The organism is Treponema denticola, from assembly GCF_024181605.1.
Classification (GTDB): domain Bacteria; phylum Spirochaetota; class Spirochaetia; order Treponematales; family Treponemataceae; genus Treponema_B; species Treponema_B denticola_B.
The window spans coordinates 1,468,279-1,485,871 of sequence record NZ_CP054477.1; the positions used below are offsets into that span (position 1 = coordinate 1,468,279).

General features: G+C 39.4%; 10 protein-coding genes, 1 tRNA gene and 3 rRNA genes. 1 reads left to right on the forward strand and 13 read right to left on the reverse strand.

Features of this window, described 5'->3' with window-relative positions; translation table 11 throughout:
• Window positions 1-22: 22 nt before the first annotated feature.
• Genes ftsA through mraZ form a run of 7 tightly spaced genes read right to left on the reverse strand, consistent with a single transcriptional unit; the run spans window position 23 to window position 6,348 of the window.
• Window positions 23-1,267: a cell division protein FtsA gene (ftsA, locus tag E4N80_RS06845; protein WP_253698416.1), complete on the reverse strand. Its 1,245-nt coding sequence runs from the start codon at window positions 1,265-1,267 to the stop codon at window positions 23-25.
• The gene (locus tag E4N80_RS06850) at window positions 1,260-2,117 is read right to left on the reverse strand and encodes a cell division protein FtsQ/DivIB (protein WP_253698417.1); all 858 of its coding nucleotides are present in this window, start codon (window positions 2,115-2,117) and stop codon (window positions 1,260-1,262) included. The genes ftsA and E4N80_RS06850 overlap by 8 nt, the downstream gene beginning before the upstream one ends.
• Window positions 2,118-3,251 (reverse strand): putative lipid II flippase FtsW, encoded by a 1,134-nt coding sequence (gene ftsW, locus E4N80_RS06855; protein ID WP_253698418.1) that lies wholly within the window; start codon window positions 3,249-3,251, stop codon window positions 2,118-2,120.
• Window positions 3,252-4,682 carry a UDP-N-acetylmuramoyl-tripeptide--D-alanyl-D-alanine ligase gene (locus tag E4N80_RS06860; RefSeq protein WP_253698419.1) on the reverse strand — a complete coding sequence of 477 codons (1,431 nt, stop codon included), beginning with the start codon at window positions 4,680-4,682 and terminating at the stop codon, window positions 3,252-3,254.
• A complete protein-coding gene (locus E4N80_RS06865; protein ID WP_253698420.1) occupies window positions 4,675-4,959 on the reverse strand; it encodes an FtsB/FtsL family cell division protein in 285 nt (94 codons plus the stop codon). Before E4N80_RS06865 ends, E4N80_RS06860 begins: the two co-directional genes overlap by 8 nt.
• 1 nt (window position 4,960) lies before the next feature.
• Window positions 4,961-5,908 carry a 16S rRNA (cytosine(1402)-N(4))-methyltransferase RsmH gene (gene rsmH / locus E4N80_RS06870; RefSeq protein ID WP_253698421.1) on the reverse strand — a complete coding sequence of 316 codons (948 nt, stop codon included), beginning with the start codon at window positions 5,906-5,908 and terminating at the stop codon, window positions 4,961-4,963.
• Window positions 5,909-5,913: 5 nt separating this feature from the next.
• Complete coding sequence (gene mraZ, locus E4N80_RS06875) at window positions 5,914-6,348, reverse strand: division/cell wall cluster transcriptional repressor MraZ (RefSeq protein WP_044979874.1); 435 nt, start codon at window positions 6,346-6,348, stop codon at window positions 5,914-5,916.
• A 417-nt stretch (window positions 6,349-6,765) separates the two neighbouring features.
• Between mraZ and E4N80_RS06880 the strand changes: the two genes are divergently transcribed.
• Window positions 6,766-8,823: a prolyl oligopeptidase family serine peptidase gene (locus tag E4N80_RS06880; protein WP_253698422.1), complete on the forward strand. Its 2,058-nt coding sequence runs from the start codon at window positions 6,766-6,768 to the stop codon at window positions 8,821-8,823.
• Between the two features lie 39 nt (window positions 8,824-8,862).
• Here the strand turns inward: E4N80_RS06880 and E4N80_RS06885 are convergent, their stop codons facing one another.
• The 6 genes from E4N80_RS06885 to E4N80_RS06910 all read right to left on the reverse strand — a co-directional run bounded on the left by E4N80_RS06885 (window position 8,863) and on the right by E4N80_RS06910 (window position 17,539).
• A complete protein-coding gene (locus E4N80_RS06885; protein WP_253698423.1) occupies window positions 8,863-11,400 on the reverse strand; it encodes a DUF2339 domain-containing protein in 2,538 nt (845 codons plus the stop codon).
• Window positions 11,401-11,476: 76 nt separating this feature from the next.
• Window positions 11,477-11,588, reverse strand: a 5S ribosomal RNA gene (gene rrf / locus E4N80_RS06890).
• A 110-nt stretch (window positions 11,589-11,698) separates the two neighbouring features.
• A 23S ribosomal RNA gene (locus tag E4N80_RS06895) occupies window positions 11,699-14,659 on the reverse strand.
• A 190-nt stretch (window positions 14,660-14,849) separates the two neighbouring features.
• A tRNA-Ile gene (locus E4N80_RS06900) sits at window positions 14,850-14,923 on the reverse strand.
• A gap of 125 nt (window positions 14,924-15,048) precedes the next feature.
• Window positions 15,049-16,593, reverse strand: a 16S ribosomal RNA gene (locus E4N80_RS06905).
• The 16S, 23S and 5S rRNA genes sit together here with 1 tRNA gene alongside, the layout of an rRNA operon.
• 523 nt (window positions 16,594-17,116) lie before the next feature.
• Window positions 17,117-17,539, reverse strand: coding sequence for a DUF8479 domain-containing protein (locus tag E4N80_RS06910; protein WP_253698424.1), 423 nt, complete (start codon window positions 17,537-17,539; stop codon window positions 17,117-17,119).
• Window positions 17,540-17,593 lie beyond the last annotated feature (54 nt).

Below are 17,593 nucleotides of genomic sequence, written 5' to 3' on the forward strand. Positions count from 1 at the left end.
AATAACCCTCCCGTATGCAATTTTAAAATAATTCTTTTATAAAATTTTTTATTTTTGAAACAACAAGCCCGGAATTTTCTTTTCTGGAACTTGAAACCTTACCTATCTTATTTTGATCATCTAATTTATGCAATATTAATCCCAACACTGTAGCGAACTCAGGGCTTCGATATTGCCCTACAACTCCTCCTATAGTTGAAGGAATTCCCAGCCTGGCAGATTGCATACCGAATATTTCATCAGCTAATTCCGTTGTACCGTTTAACAAGGCTCCGCCTCCGCATATTATAACGGAACCGCCAAGGCGGGAACCTTGCGTAAGACCATCAACCTTATTTTTTACCATTACAAAAATTTCAGCCATGCGGGCTTGCAATATTTCGCAAATCTCACTTCTATAAATTTCTTCAGGGCCCCTACCTCCAAAAGCCGGAATTAAAACCTGCTCATCTCTTTCAACAAAGGGAAGCCAGCAGCATCCGCTTGATATTTTTATTTTTTCCGCCGTATCAAACGGAATACTTTTTACTATTGCAAGATCATTGGTAACCTGTATTCCGCCTACAGGTAAAGAAGCCGTAATTATAGGCCCTCCGTTTTGCATAACAACTATATCGGTGGTACCCGCTCCGATATCGATTAAAATTGAACCAAGCTCTTGTTCATCATTTGTCATAACGGCTCTTACATCCGCCAAACCGTTATGCATTAAGCCGTCTATATTTAAATCGGCTCTTTGAACGCAATTGGGAATATTTTTCATCGAGGTCGCTACACCTGTTATTAAATGAACCTCAGCTTCAAGTCTTGTACCTATCATATTTAGCGGATCTTTGATTCCATGCTGCCTATCTACCGTATAAGACTGAGGCACAACATGAATTATTTCTCTATCTCCTGTAAACTCAACAGCCTGCGCAGAATTAATTACGGCATCTATATCGGAGCGGTCTATTTCCTTATTATTTTTACCCTTGTCTCTTATAGGGAAAACACCCTTAGAGTTTACTCCCTCTATATGAACTCCACCCAAGCCGACAGTACAATGTGAAATATCTACGCCGGACATAACCGCTGCCTCATCAACAGCCTTATTTATACCCCGAACAGTATTCTCTATGTTAGTGACAATACCTCGATGTATACCCGTCGATTCACTTATGCCGATACCTGTAATCTGTAAATGCCCTTCATCATTTTTTTCGGCAACAACAACTCGAATATTTTTACTTCCTATATCCAAACCTACGATTATATCATCACTCATTTTTAGCCTCTCTTTTTATGTAAACGGCATTGGCACCACGTAGATCAATTCCAATAATATTTTTTTCTAAATTTATATCCTTAATTACATCTAGAATAAGAATCATATATTGTAAAGATTCTTCCGTCAAAAATTTATTGGTTATAACCGATAATCTGCTCTTTACAGGATAAAGAATCAAGTCATAACCTCCGTATTTTTTAGGTTGAATTTTTATCTCCGATATTTCATTTAATAAAACCGGATATTTTTTTTGTAAAATATCCAACTGAACAAAAAGCTGAGAAAGTTTTTCGTTAACCTGCATACCTTCGCGAGGATTTTTAAATGTAAGCCCTGTAATAATAGGCAAGTTTGATTGAATAATAGGAGAACCTATCCTAAAAATCACACCGTAGCCGTCAATTTCCATTGGAACGGTTCTTCCTTCAACTTCCGTAAAAGCCAAAGCAACAGCCTTTCTTTCAACTATCTTAATTGCAACCTTATCGGGGAATTTTTTTTCTACGGTAACGGATGCAATTCCGGGACATAATACAAGTTTTTTAGAAATCTCAGAAGAATCTATTGAAAGCCATTTAGTATTACTTTCGATTCCTGCGAGTTTTTTTACTTCTATAGAACTTAGATCGGAACACCCCGAAATATTTATTGCTGCTATAGAACTATAGGGCAAAATTATTGCATAATAAATGACCTCTCCCAATAAAAGCAAGATAAAACTAATAATAAGAAATCTAATTATAGCCGACTTAAGCTTTGATGATTTATTATCATTAATAATCTTCTCTTTAGCATATGCATCATTCAAATATTCATCTTTTTTCCAAGTATACAAAATATCAGCCATCTATTTCTCCTTCTTATTCACATATCCTGATGCATTTAAAATTAGACCACATAAAGAAAACGTAACTACCAATGACGATCCTCCCGATGAAAAAAAAGGAAGCGGTATTCCCGTGGCAGGAATCATTTTTGAAACAACAGCACAATTTACCAGTGACTGAGATACGATACAACTTACAGCCCCAAAAGCAACATAAGCACCGAATCTACTCTTACAGCCGAAAGCTATTCTATAGCCGAAAAATGCAAAGAAGGCAAGTAATGCAATATAAAACACCACACCAATAAATCCCATTTCTTCAGCCCATACAACAAATATAAAATCGGAATATATCTCAGGTACACTTGCTATTTTACGTAAACCGTTTCCTAATCCTTGCCCCCAAACCCCTCCGCTTGTCAATGCATTAAGAGCTGCCTGTATTTGAAAACTTGAATCCAAAGGACTCCTTGAAGGATCTAAAAAAGATAAAACGCGCTCCATTCTATATTCTTTTGTTATAACCATTAAAATAAAGATTGGTGCAAAACTTACAAACCCTTTAATAAACCATAATATCGGCACACCTGCTATAAAGAACATCAACCCGGCTATAAAAAAGATAAACATCGAAGAAGAAAAGTCATTTTCCAAGTACACCAAAAAAGCAAACAAAGATATTATAACAAAAGGCGTAATAATCGAAACCAAAGGCTGATCATAGTTACCGTTTTTTTTATCGAAAAAATTAGCTAAAAATAAAATTAAAGAAAGTTTTAAAAGCTCCGAAGGTTGAAACATAAAACCTGCAATATTTATCCATCGAGAAGCACCGTTTCTTTCTTCTCCAATTCCGGGAATAAACGGAAGCAGGCAAAAAATAAAAGTCACAAGCATAATAAAAGGCAGCATTTTTCTTATTGTAGAAAAATCTACAAAGAGAAAAAACGTCATTGCAATGATACCTGCAATAAAATGCTTTATTTGCTTACCGACAAAATAAAGATGATTGTCAAAAAAACGTTGAGCATAATGAATAGAACCGGAATACAAAGTCGCAAAGCCAACACCGAAAAGGAGAAGAACCGACATTGCAAAAACAAAGTCATACTTTTCAGAGTGAATATTTTTCTTTGCAATAATATGCTTCATCATTTAAATCTCCCCTTCTTTTAAAACGGATTCCAATCTTTCAAGCTCCATTGACCTTGAACCTTTTAATAAAACAAAATCATCTTTAGACAAATTCTCTTTAAGCTGTTTTTTTAACGCATCGAATTGATTTGTTTTAAACTTATATATTTTTTTTGAAGAAGCAACTTCCAAACCTTCAAAAGCGGAACAAATATCATCTCCAAAAAAATATAAATTATCGGCATTAGAGTTTATTGCTTCTTCAATTATTTTTTTATGTTCATAATCTGACTCAGACCCTAACTCAAGCATAGATGCCAAAACATAATGTTTTGCACATTCGGTATTTATAGAATCGCAAAACTCTATTGCACTTTTCATCGACTCGGGATTTGCATTATAACAATCCAAAAAATAGGTTACAAAGCCGTGCAAGACCTGCGATCTACCAAACAGAGGCCGCACGGCTTCTAAACCCGATTTAATTTCCTTAGCCGAAAACCCCTTCTTTTCCACCAAGGCTATACATAAAAGAGCATTTTTTACATTATATACTCCGGGTAATGGAAATAAAATTTCTTCTCCTCTATAAAAAATTTTAGAACCTGATACACCGGCATCTTCAACCTTTTGTACCAATGAAGAATCATTATCTGACACGCTAAAAACCGAACCATGAGAAACATCTTTTAAAAAATCCGTAAACTCACAGTCAGGAATAAAACCTAAAGAATCATCTTTAAAAAAAGAAAAAATTTCTTTTTTTTCCTCAGCAATCGCCTGCTTTGTACCGAGAATACCGATATGGGCAGTTCCTATGTTTGTAATTATAGCGGCGTTTGGTAAAAGAACACTTGTTATTTCGGCTATCTCCCCCTTACGGTTCATACCAAGCTCAAATATTCCGGCTTCATGTTCGGGACGCACTTCAAAAACGGAAAGAGGTAAACCCGTTTCGGAATTTAAATTTCCCTTTGTCGATACGGTATTATATTTTTTAGAATATATAGAAGCCAAAATTTCTTTTGTAGTTGTTTTACCGCTTGACCCCGTAATACCTATCTTATAAAGATTGGGAAATTTCGACAAATAATATCTTGCAGCATCCTGCAAAGCTTTTAAATTATTTTTTACGGCAACGCATGAAGCATCATAGTTTTTACACAATGACAATAATGTAGTTTCATTTTCATCAAGATAATCAAAGTCAACAACAAAAAATTTAGCTCCATTCTTTAAAGCAGGCTCTATGTAAACATGCCCGTCCTGATTTTCACCTCGTAAAGGAATAAAAAGAGAATTATTTTTTACATTACGGCTGTCCATGACTACGGAAGAAAACGCTTTAGATGAACTTGATTCATAAACAAGCCATGCACCGGTACTTGTAAGCAATTCATCAAGAGTCATAAGAGAATAGTCTAAATCCTTGCTTAAGTTTTCTCTAACCATCCTTATTCTCCTTTGAAATTGAAACCCTCAAAATCTCGGCCGACAAAGCTTTTCTCATTTTTAATTCTTCAACGGCAATTCTTTCGATACGCTCAGGCTTCGATAAAATAGAAATACCGGAAATTTTCTTTTTATTTTCATCAATAATTTTAGATTGTTCCTTATTATAATCAGCCAAATCCCTTTCAACACTTGTATAACGCGAAGACTGCAAAACCACCGCAAACAAAAAAAGAGGAATAAACAATGTTAAAAGCACCGCAAGTATTTTTTTCATTTTAACTCTCCCGATAATCAATTTTACGCACAACCCTAAGGCGTGCACTCCTCGACGGAGGATTAAGCCTTATTTCCTCATCAGAAGCCTTAACGGCTTTTTTTGTTAAAACCTCAGCTCTAGGCCTGCCCCCGCACTTACATATCGGCATATTTTCGGGACAGGTACAGCTTTTCCCTAATTCTTTAAAATAGAACTTTACAATTCTATCCTCAAGAGAATGAAAAGTAATAAGCCCAAGCCGTCCGTTAGGAGCCAAAACCGAAAAAGCTGCTTCCAAAAGACGGGGCAGTCTATCAAGCTCTCCGTTCACGGCAATTCTAAGAGCTTGAAACGTTTTTGTTGCAGGATGAATTTTTCCATGCCTGTAATTTTGAGGAACAGCCTTGTAAATACAATCAGCCAATTCTTTTGCATTACTAAAAGCCGCCGCAGCTCTTTGCTCAACTATACGGTAAGCTATCTTTCTTGAATAGCGCTCTTCACCGTAATTAAAAATTAAATCCGCCAAATCTTTTTCATTATAAGAATTAACAATATCGGCGGCACTTAATCTAAGCTCAAGATTAAGCCTCATATCCAAAGGTTCGTCAGAAGAAAAAGAAAAACCCCTTCCCGATTTTACATAATGAAACATGGATATTCCCAAATCCAAAAGAATTAAATTTGGAGGAGCAGAATCTTTAGGATAGTTTTTAAAAAACTCATCGGACCAGCCTAAGTGAAATCGGATGCGTTCACCGAAAGGTTTTAACCTTTCTTTTGCCCGTTCTTGAATAGAAACATCAGCATCAAGGCCTATCGCATTCAGTTGAGGATATCTTTTTAAAAAAGCTTCAGTATGTCCGCCTTCTCCCAATGTTCCGTCTACAAAAAGATTATCGGAAACATCGGGTTTTAAGAATTCGAGACATTCTTCAAGCAAGACCGATGTATGTACTGGCTGCATAAGACCTAAAAACCTATTTCACCCAAAGCTTCGGCAGCTTCAGAAAAATCCGGCTCACTCTCCTTTAAATATTTTTCATATTGTTTTAGATCCCATAATTCACAACATTTACCGAGACCTAAAATAATGCAGTCTTTTTCGAGCCCTGCACACTCGCGGAGGCTCTGGGGAATAGATATACGGCCGTTTTTATCAACCTCAATTTCTTGGGCAGGGGCAATTAAGCGCCTCATAACCAACAAAGATTGTGCTTTAAACAAAGAAGTTTTCTTCATAATCTCATCAGAAAACTTTTTCCACTTATCCGCAGTAAAAATCCAAAGACAGTTACCTACACCTCTTGTAATAACCAAATTTGAATCGGGTAATTCTGCACGAATTTTAGCCGGAAACATAATTCTTCCTTTTTCGTCAAGAGTATTCTTATATTCTCCGGTCATTGCAAAATTACCCACTTTTTACTACTTTCTCCCACTTACTCCCATTTTATCACAAAAATTTAGAATGTCAAGCGGTTTACATAAAAAAAGTGCATTTTTTTTAGATTTTTTTAATATTTTTTTTAACTACTTGAATAAAAACGCAGTTTCTTCTATTATTTATCAAGATTTTAAAGTTTTTATAGGAGATATGATAAACAGTTCGGTAGAAATTCAACCTCACTGTTTATCTTCGAGTTTTGTGCTTCGCACAAAACATCACATTATTATATGCGGTTTGTAAACAAACCGCTTGAAAAAACTTTTTTCAGGATTTGATTCGCTATCCGCTTTAGCGGATACGATGAAAAAGTTCCTTGCAGAACATAGCCGCAAGGCTCTGATAATCCTTGCAAAAAGTTTTTATAGGAGAAGCTGATGCAACACAAGAAATCCGATATTTCCGACAATTATTTTGGAACCATCGTTCCTGACCCGTACCGATGGCTTGAAGACGATAATGCACCCGAAGTCATAGCTTGGGTAAAAGAACAAAACAAAAAAACCGAAGATTTTTTGTCAAAGATTCCTTTTAGAGCAGAATTAAAAAAACGGCTTGAAGAAATTTGGGATTATGAAAAACGCTCAGGTCTTTTTAAGGCAGGAAATTTCTATTATTTTTTTAGAACGGAAGGCTTACAAAATCAAAGCATTATGTACCGCCAAAGCGGAAACACAAAGGCGGAAAGCTCTCCTGAAGTTTTTTTCGATCCGAATAAGCTAAGCTCGGACGGAACTACGGCCTTAAAAAATATTGCCTTTTCCAAGGATGGAAAATATATGGCCTACTCCGTATCGGGAAGCGGCTCCGATTGGGAAGAAATCTTTGTCTTTGATGCCGAAAAAAAAGCCGATACGGGAGAACACATCCACTGGGTAAAATTTTCCAATATTGCATGGTATAAGGACGGCTTTTTTTACAGCTCATACGATGCTCCCGATAAAGGAAAATCTTTAACCGAAAAAAATGAATTTCAAAAGCTAAAATACCATAAACTTGGAACAAAAGAAAGCGATGACCTTCTCATTTTTGAGGACAAGGATCATCCCTTGCGCTCTTTTTCCGCAAGTACAACTGAAGACGAGAAAACCCTCCTTCTTACAGCTTTTGAAGCCGGAAGCGAGGGCAATATGCTCTTTGTTGCAGATCTAAGCGAAGGCCTTCCTAAATGTTCAAGCTGCTTTAAACAATACAACACTCATTTTAATGACAGTGTCTGGCCCCTTGAAACGGAAAACGGCTTTTTATATTTATTAACAAATAAACAAGCTCCATTTTACCGAGTTGTAAAGACATCTTTAAACAATATAAGTGAAGAGTCCATCGATGAAGTGATCCCCCAAAAAGACTGCCTTTTATCAAGCGCGGCCCTTTGCGGAGGAAAACTTCTTACGGTTTACTTGAGGGATGTTCAGGATGAGGCCTTTATCTGCGGCCTTGACGGAAAAAATAGCATAAAAATAAATCTGCCTGCAAATGGAAGTATTTCTTTTTCAGGAACACGAAAAAATGAAGACTCTTTATTTTTCAACTTTACCTCTTATACAACTCCCAACAAAATCATACGCTATGATATAAAAACAAACAGTTTAACAGACTTTTTTGTCCCTGCCATTCCAATCAACACGGAAGACTTTAAATGCGAACAGGTCTTTTTTAAGAGCAAGGACGGAACAAAGATTCCTATGCACATTGTTTCAAAAAAAGACATTAAACTCGATGGAAATAATCCGACGATTATGTATGGGTACGGAGGCTTTGCTATTTCCCTTCCGCCCGCCTTTTCTGCAGCCAGAATGGCCTTTTTGGAAAAAGGAGGTATCTTTGCCTGCGTGAATTTACGCGGCGGTCTTGAATACGGAGAAGCATGGCACTCAGCCGGAAAAAAGATGAAAAAACAAAACGTCTTCGACGATTTTATTGCAGCAGGAGAATATTTGATAGAACACAAATATACTTCAAGCAAAAAACTTGCAATTCAAGGAGGCTCAAACGGAGGCCTTTTAATAGGAGCCGTAACAAACCAACGCCCTGATCTTTTTGCCGTTGCAATCCCTCAGGTTGGAGTCTTGGATATGCTCCGCTACCAGCATTTTACCATAGGCTGGGCTTGGGTCGATGAATACGGAAGCAGCGAGGACAGTAAGGAGATGTTTGAATATCTTTATGCTTACTCTCCCCTCCATAACGTAAAAGAAGGCATCAATTATCCTTCCATTATGGTATGTACGGGAGACCATGATGACAGGGTTGTTCCTGCACATTCCTTTAAGTATGCCCAAGCTCTGCATGACACTTACAAGGGAGAAAACCCGATCCTTATCCGTATAACCGAAAAAGCAGGCCACGGAGCCGGCAAACCTACAGCAAAAATAATAGAAGAAACGGCGGATATCTACGCCTTTATCTTTAAGCAAACCGGTCATAAAATCTAAACCGATCAAGAGAGCCTTTAAAATTTTTTAAAAGGCTCTCTAACTTTCTTCGGTTTTTTCAATTTCAGTTTTCCCAAACTTTTTCAACATGGGCTGAATTGCATAACTCAGCAAAAGAAGGGCAACGCCAAAAACCAAGGAAGTGATAACCTTCGATAAAATATTCAAAGTATTTAAGTCAAGAATAATCAGCTTTGCCGCAACAAAGATTATTAACCCAAGCGAAATATAAACCATCCTAGCTCTTCCCTTCCGCAAATAATAAACAAAAGAAGCTATAGAATAAAAAGCCCAAAGAAGGGTTAAAATGCCGCCGTTTTTTATGGGGAGATAAATATCCACAAAGCTCAAAAAAACAAAGATAAGACTGATAACTGCAAAGTAAAGAATTTGCGGCATGTTTAGTATCTTAAAAAAAGCAATCAATATAAGGGCATTTAAAATATTTATTACAACCGAAAGAACATCTATATTCCAAATTTTAATGAGGATTGCATCCTGATACGGCATATGGCTGTAAATAAATATGTAATAAAAAAATGCAACGGTAATCAAAAATATACGGCCGACATTTAAACTTGCCTTATCTTTATTAAACTTATTTTTATAAAATTTATCCAAGGCTAAAATAAAAAGTCCCGAAAGTAAAATTCCATATCTAAATTGATCTACTGTAATAGAAAAATCGAAGAGCATAATTTTCAACATTAAAATAAAAAAGCAAAGCCTGTAAAAAAATCTGGCATTTTCAGTTTTTTCTTTTATTAGAGAAAGACTGTAAACTGCAAAACTTAGAGCCGCTTCAATTCCAAGAAAAAGATATACATAAGAGCGGTTCCATTTAAAAAAACAATTTAAAGTGTCTGCAAACGAAAATAAAAATAAAATAAAAATTCCCGCATCTACAGCCCGCTCATAGAACCATTCTTTTTTAAGTTTATGATGCATAAGGTTATAAACAACTATGAGGACGAGCACAAAGCCTTGAGCAAAAATTTCCGTCCTCTTTATATCAAGTTTATACAAACTTAAGATCAAAAATATAAAAATATAGGCTTGAAAAACAAATCCTTGATAAGCCTTTTTAAATTTTTCTTTTTGTACAAAAACCGATAAGCCCATCGGAACAAGGTAAAACGCTCCTTGAAGGAAAAAGAACAGCGGCGTAAGATTGTCAAAATCTCGCCCAAGTGAAATTATCGCCATTATATAAGCTGCAGCAAAAAGAAGGTGAAGTAAAACAAAAACTTTTAATTCTTCTTTTTTGCGGAAAAGCCAAAATCCTAAAAAGGCCATACTTAATATAAGGACGGGCTGAATATCGTATGTAAACCTATCCACTACCGTTACATAAAGAGAAAGCAAAGCCCCCGCAAGGTAAATAAGCCCCAAATTATCCATTCTTTTTTTTCGGAAAGCAAGATAGGCTAAAATTATGTAAAAAAATGAAAAAATAAGATAGACGCTGCTTTGAGGCGCAAATTTATAAATAGAAAGCTTATATGTTAAAAATAAGGAAAAGCCTAAATTTAAAACGCCAAAAGCAGGAGAGAGAATTTTATCCCTTTTCTTTTCATCATCTTTTAAATAAAAATAAAGATCCGGAATGATATGAACGGCCATCAATAAAAGCACAAGGCCGAAAAACAGAACCGCATCATCAACATTCAAAGCCGTAGTAAGTAAAAGACGGGTTAAAATTCCTAAAAAGGAAATCAGCGAGATAAACTGCAAAAGCCTCCATCGCTTAAAAAAATAAACCGCTGATGAAAGGGTTGAAACTGCAAATACATAGAGCCCGAAGCCTGTCAAACCTAAAAAGCCTAAATCTACAGCAAAGGGTATTATAAGGGAACCAAGCAAGCCGATTATTGAGATTGATGAAGACACGGTCATAATTGAAAGGGTGTAAGAAAGAGCCGTAATCAAGCTTAAAAATATAAAGGCGGAAAAATCCCCTAAAATACCGTACCTTAAATAGGCTGCGTAAGCAGTAAGATAAAAAACGGCTATACCTCCCCCAAATAGAACCTGACTTAATACAAGCCTCGATTTAGCCGAACTCCTAAAGCCGAAAAAGCAAAGAGCAACTCCTATCAAGCCGCCTATAATCAAGGCGACCTCTTGCGTTATATATCCCTTGTCATAGCTTAGCTTGAAGATAAAGCCTACCCCTATCAAAAGAAGGATAATCCCCAGCTTACTGATAATGGATTCTATTGAAAATAATTTCTTAAAATACGGAGAAAGAGCATCATGTTTTTCTTTAATTCCTTTTTGTTTTAAGTTTTCTTTTACCTCATCTTTTGAAAGAGTCTCATCATTAGAAGATTCCTTAACAAACGGATTAGTTGTATTATCTTCATTCGTAGAACTTTCTCCGGCCTTAATCCATACTTGAGCCTCAGTTTCAGAAGAAACATTAGAATTGCCCTGAAATTTAAATTCCAAATCCGAAAGCTTACTTTTTAAACGAATAATTTCTTCTTCTTGCTTTTTTATTTTAAAAGCATTTTTGATAGGAAATATAAGAATATATAATATAAGAGCAATTACAATTACAAGAACTAATACCATAACCTAACTCCTGTCTTAAAAGACATAAGAGCTAGATAATATCATTTTTTAAAAAATAATGCAAGGAATAAAAAAAGCCAGGCAGCATCCTACTTTCCCACTTGATCAGCAGTATCATCGGCGTAAGAGAGCTTGACTTCCGTGTTCGGGATGGGAACGGGTATTACCTCTCCACTATGGCCACCTGGCAATAAAAAACAAATTAAGGACTTAAAACTTAAAATAAGTTTTAAGTGTACTAAAAAAGAGAATGAAGAAGAAAGTTAATCTTTTATGTATAGAAAAAAGAAACAATAATATGGTCAAGCCTCACGACTTATTAGTATTGGTCGGCTGAACACATTACTGTGCTTAGACCTCCAACCTATCAACCTTGTAGTGTGCAAGGAGTCTTTAGGAGGGTTAAACCCTCAGGGATACGTAGTCTTGAGGCGGGCTTCCCACTTAGATGCCTTCAGCGGTTATCCCTTCCGAACTTAGCTACCCGGCAATTACCCTTGGCAGGATAACCGGTACACCAGAGGTTCGTCCATTTCGGTCCTCTCGTACTAAAAACAGCTCCTCTCACGTATCCAACGCCCATAGCAGATAGGGACCGAACTGTCTCGCGACGTTCTGAACCCAGCTCACGTACCGCTTTAATTGGCGAACAGCCAAACCCTTGGGACCTGCTTCAGCCCCAGGATGCGATGAGCCGACATCGAGGTGCCAAACATTCCCGTCGATGTGAACTCTTGGGGAATATCAGCCTGTTATCCCCGGAGTACCTTTTATCCGTTAAGTGACGGCGCTTCCACTCGCTACCGCCAGATCATTAAGACCTACTTTCGTATCTGCTTGAGCTGTCACTCTCGCAGTTAAGCCTCCTTGTGCCTTTACACTCGCTGCGCCGATTTCCAACCGGCGTGAGGAGACCTTCGCGCACCTCCGTTACTCTTTAGGAGGCGACCGCCCCAGTCAAACCGCCTGCCTATCACTGTCCCTATCCCGGTTTCACGGGACAGGTTAGAAACCTGATTTATCAAGGGTGGTATTTCACTTTTCGGCTCCACCCAACCTAACGGTCAAGCTTCATAGCCTCCCACCTATTCTACACATGATAAACCAAGTCCCAATAATAAGTTGCGGTGAAGGTTCACGGGGTCTTTCCGTCTAACTATGGGTAACCGGCTTCTTTACCGGTATATAAATTTCACCGAGTCTCGCGTTGAGACAGTGCCCAGAATCGTTACACCATTCGTGCGGGTCGGAACTTACCCGACAAGGAATTTCGCTACCTTAGGACCGTTATAGTTACGGCCGCCGTTTACCGGGGCTTCAATTCAAAGCTTCACATTGCTGTTAACCTCTCCTCTTAACCTTCCGGCACCGGGCAGGTGTCACCACCTATACGTCCCATTGCTGGTTCGCAGATGGCTGTGTTTTTGATAAACAGTCGCCTGGGCCTGCTTTCTGCCACCCCCTCATCTTTAAAAAAAAGGAGGTCACACTTTTTCCGAAGTTACGTGTGCATTTTGCCGAATTCCTTAACGCGAGTTCTCTCGAGCGCCTTAGATTTCTCATCCCATCTACCTGTGTCGGTTTACGGTACGGTCTTTTATAACCTTAACCTTAGACAGTATTTCCCGGCACCTTGATTACGCCCGCTTCGCTCCACCGTAGTTTCACTCGCTGTCGCAGCTTACCTTGGACGACGGATTTGCCTATCATCCTTTATAACGGCTCGCTTACTTTGACCGGCATCCGTTAGCCGGCCGGGTTTCACCTCATGCGTCCTGCCATCGAAATTATAAAAGGTATCGGAATATGAACCGATTTCCCATCGACTACGACCTTCGTCCTCGCCTTAGGGGCCGACTTACCCTGGGAAGATTACCTTTACCCAGGAAACCTTAGATTTTCGGCGGGGAGGGATCTCACCTCCCTTTTCGTTACTTATACCTGCATTCTCTCTTCCATCTCCTCCAGCACCTCTCGCGAGTATGCCTTCATCAGTTAATGGAATGCTCCCCTACCGCCTTATGCTCAAAAATGCATAAGACCCGTAGCTTCGGTATACTGCTTAGCCCCGTTACATTATCTGCGCATGGACACTCGACCAGTGAGCTGTTACGCACTCTTTAAAGGAATTGCTGCTTCTAAGCCAACCTCCTGGCTGTCTTTGTATCCACACTTCATTTCACACTCAAGCAGTATTTGGGGACCTTAGCTGACGGTCTGGGCTGTTTCCCTTTTGACTTGCGAACCTTAGCGCACGCAGTCTCACTCCCATACGTTGATTATCGGCATTCAGAGTTTAACTGGGTTTGGTAGGCTTTGACGCCCCCTAGTCCAACTAGTGCTTTACCTCCGATAATTTTGTATGAGGCTGTCCCTAAAGGCATTTCGGGGAGAACCAGCTATTTCCGGGTTTGATTAGCCTTTCACTCCTAGTCACAAGTCATCCATACCTTTTTTAACAGATTATAGTTCGGTCCTCCACAAGGTTTTACCCTTGCTTCAACCTGCTCATGACTAGATCACTCCGGCTTCGGGTCTACGACATGCAACTATTCGCCCTATTAAGACTCGGTTTCCCTTAGGCTCCGGAACTTCTATTCCTTAACCTCGCTGCATATCGTAACTCGCAGGCTCATTCTACAAAAGGCACGCTACCACCCTTAAAAGGGCTGTAACATCTTGTTGGTTTACGGTTTCAGGTTCTATTTCACTCCCCTTACTGGGGTTCTTTTCACCTTTCCCTCACGGTACTTGTTCACTATCGGTAGCTAAGTAGTATTTAGCCTTGGATCGTGGTCGACCCGGCTTCCGACAGGGTTTCTCGTGCCCCGCCGTACTCAGGTACTGCATCAACAAGTCCGATTTATTTCGCTTACGGGGGTTTCACCCTCTGCGCCAGGCTTTCCCAAAACCTTTCTGCTATAAATCGAATTTGTAACTTGTCGGTCCTACGCCGATGCAGCCCTTCAACTCCCTTTAAAGGGTTTAGGCTCCTCCAATTTCGCTCGCCGCTACTTTCGGAATCTCACTTGATTTCTTTTCCTTGAGTTACTTAGATGGTTCAGTTCACTCAGTATCGCTTTACCTCTCTATTTTATTCAAGAGCGTAATGTTAGTATCACTACTAACGGGTTACCCCATTCGGCTATTTCCGTATCACAGGATGTGTGCTCCTACACGGAACTTTTCGCAGCTTACCACGGCCTTCTTCGCCTCTTAGCTCCATAGGCATTCGCCATAAACCTATTCTCGCTTGACCATATTATTGTCCCTTCTTTCTTTTATCTTTCGCTAAAATAAAAAGAAGTTTTGTATTTTTTTAAGTTTTCTTTTACACTGTAATGTTTTAACCACTACAGCGTCTTCATTCCCTTCCCTAGTTATGTCAAATATCTGTTCGCTCAGTTCTTTAAAAGAACCAAGTTATTGAGCCGATTTTTCAATCGGTATGGGCCTGATTAGAGTTGAACTAATGACCCCTTCCTTATCAGAGAAGTGCTCTAACCGACTGAGCTACAGGCCCTATAAAAAAAGAGTTTCAGGAAAGAACGAAAAGGAAGTATCGATTTGTCTTGTGTACTTCAAGACTAATATACATTGTATATTATTTAGAAGGTTAAAAAACCTTCAAATTACCCTTTCTCTTAGAAAGGAGGTGATCCAGCCGCACCTTCCGGTACGGCTACCTTGTTACGACTTCACCCTCCTTACCAAACGTACCTTCGGCACCGTCCTCCCTTACGGGTTAGACTAGCGACTTCGGGTACCCTCGACTCGGATGGTGTGACGGGCGGTGTGTACAAGGCCCAGGAACGTATTCACCGCACCGTGCTGATGTGCGATTACTAGCGATTCCAACTTCATGAAGTCGAGTTTCAGACTTCAATCCGGACTACGATTGCTTTTTTGCGTTTTGCTTGACCTCGCGGTGTCGCTTCGATTTGTAGCAACCATTGTAGCACGTGTGTAGCCCTGGACGTAAGGGCCATGATGACTTGACGTCATCCCCACCTTCCTCCGATTTGTCATCGGCAGTTCCGCCAGAGTCCTCAGCTTTACCTGTTAGTAACTGGCAGTAGGGGTTGCGCTCGTTGCGGGACTTAACCCAACACCTCACGGCACGAGCTGACGACAGCCATGCAGCACCTGTCAAGAGCCGTATTGCTACGCTGCCATATCTCTATGTCATTGCTCTTGATGTCAAACCCAGGTAAGGTTTCTCGCGTATCATCGAATTAAACCACATGCTCCACCGCTTGTGTGGGCCCCCGTCAATTCCTTTGAGTTTCACCCTTGCGGGCATACTTCCCAGGCGGTACACTTAATGCGTTTGCGTCGGCACCGAAGCTCTTGCCCCGACACCTAGTGTACATCGTTTACTGTGCGGACTACCAGGGTATCTAATCCTGTTTGCTCCCCGCACCTTCGTATATCAGCGTCAATCATCGGCCAGAAACCCGCCTTCGCCACCGGTGTTCTTCCAAATATCTACAGATTCCACCCCTACACTTGGAATTCCGGTTTCCCCTCCGTGATTCAAGTCAAGCAGTACCCAATGCAGTTTACGAGTTGAGCTCGTAGATTTCACACCAGGCTTACCTAACCGCCTACATACCCTTTACGCCCAATAATTCCGAACAACGCTCGCCCCTTACGTGTTACCGCGGCTGCTGGCACGTAATTAGCCGGGGCTTATTCGCATGATTACCGTCATCTCACAGGCATTCCCTCCTATGTTTATTCTTCATCTGCAAAAGAATTTTACAACCTTTCGGCCTTCTTCATTCACACGGCGTCGCTCCGTCAGACTTTCGTCCATTGCGGAAGATTCTTAGCTGCTGCCTCCCGTAGGAGTTTGGGCCGTATCTCAGTCCCAATGTGTCCGTTCACCCTCTCAGGCCGGATACCCATCGTTGCCTTGGTGAGCCTTTACCTCACCAACTAGCTAATGGGACGCGGGCCCATCCTAAAGCGGAGCCGTAGCTCCTTTCCTCATTTACCTTTATGTAAATGAGCACATTCGGTATTATCTAATATTTCTACTAGCTATCCCCATCTTCAGGGCAGGTCACCCACGCGTTACTCACCAGTCCGCCACTCTAGGGGAGAGCAAGCTCTCCCTTACCGTTCGACTTGCATGCTTAAGACGCGCCGCCAGCGTTCGTTCTGAGCCAGGATCAAACTCTCCATCATTATTATTTCAAGCCGCCCTTAAAGAGCGGTTGATTTCTAATTTTAGTTTGTCCCTTATGTTTAAGGAATTTGGTAAAGGTTAATCAGCTTAATCCTTACCGGTTTTTGATACTTTCCTTACCAAAAGCTTTACGCTTTGGCTATTTTTGTTCTTTCCCTTCCCTCTTAATTTCAAATATCATTCGCTAAAAACCGGTAAAAGTTATATAGCGAGCAAAAGTGAGTATACAGTATTTTCTCACTTTTTGTCAAGTGCTTTTTAAAAGTTTTTTTTATTTTTTAACATTTTTTGCAGCGTTTAAACTGCCAAACTTAAGAAGCCTTGTCTTCATCAAAACTGCAAGACTTGCAAAACTTTTCTAGTGTTTTCTTTGCTTTTCTAGGCACACCGTCTTAGCTGACGGTGAGTGCGAATATACCCCTTTCCGCAACTTTTGTCAAGGGGGGGGTGTAAGGTTTTTGCTAAAAAATAATTTTTTTAGATTTTTTAAGATTGCATATTAAAAATCGGCTTAACTCTATTTTAGTACTCCCCACTATTGAGCACAACAGTAAAAAGGTGTTCTTTATTTTTGTCATTGTAAACAAAGCTCATATTAAGCTTATCCTTTCTAAATTGCTCAACATAAGTTTGGGACTTAAATTCCGTGATAAGAGCTTCTCTGGTACCGGCTTCAATCATATTCCACACCTCAGGTGTATTATTTTCTTTAACCCTTTTGGTAAAAGAATACACATATTGAAGAGTATGAATGTTTTCAATATATTCTACTGCATCAAGCTGAATATCATCCCCTATCTTTGTAGGGCACTGTTTATTCAGGGCTTCTGCCATACTTTTGTACTTTTTGAATTCACTCTTTCCATTCTCTTTGGTACAAGCAGAAAAAAATAAAAAACAAACCATTATTGCCGTTAAAATACTTAATTTTTTGGTTACTTTCATCTTAAATATCCTATGAAAGTCATTTTATCACAATTAAAAAAAATATATAAGAGG

Bases quoted from the DNA above. Each gene is read 5' to 3' on its own strand.
- ftsA (WP_253698416.1), bottom strand. From the start codon at position 1,267: ATGAGTGATGATATAATCGTAGGTTTGGATATAGGAAGTAAAAATATT.
- E4N80_RS06850 (WP_253698417.1), bottom strand. From the start codon at position 2,117: ATGGCTGATATTTTGTATACTTGGAAAAAAGATGAATATTTGAATGAT.
- ftsW (WP_253698418.1), bottom strand. From the start codon at position 3,251: ATGATGAAGCATATTATTGCAAAGAAAAATATTCACTCTGAAAAGTAT.
- E4N80_RS06860 (WP_253698419.1), bottom strand. From the start codon at position 4,682: ATGGTTAGAGAAAACTTAAGCAAGGATTTAGACTATTCTCTTATGACT.
- E4N80_RS06865 (WP_253698420.1), bottom strand. From the start codon at position 4,959: ATGAAAAAAATACTTGCGGTGCTTTTAACATTGTTTATTCCTCTTTTT.
- rsmH (WP_253698421.1), bottom strand. From the start codon at position 5,908: ATGCAGCCAGTACATACATCGGTCTTGCTTGAAGAATGTCTCGAATTC.
- mraZ (WP_044979874.1), bottom strand. From the start codon at position 6,348: ATGACCGGAGAATATAAGAATACTCTTGACGAAAAAGGAAGAATTATG.
- E4N80_RS06880 (WP_253698422.1), top strand. From the start codon at position 6,766: ATGCAACACAAGAAATCCGATATTTCCGACAATTATTTTGGAACCATC.
- E4N80_RS06885 (WP_253698423.1), bottom strand. From the start codon at position 11,400: ATGGTATTAGTTCTTGTAATTGTAATTGCTCTTATATTATATATTCTT.
- E4N80_RS06910 (WP_253698424.1), bottom strand. From the start codon at position 17,539: ATGAAAGTAACCAAAAAATTAAGTATTTTAACGGCAATAATGGTTTGT.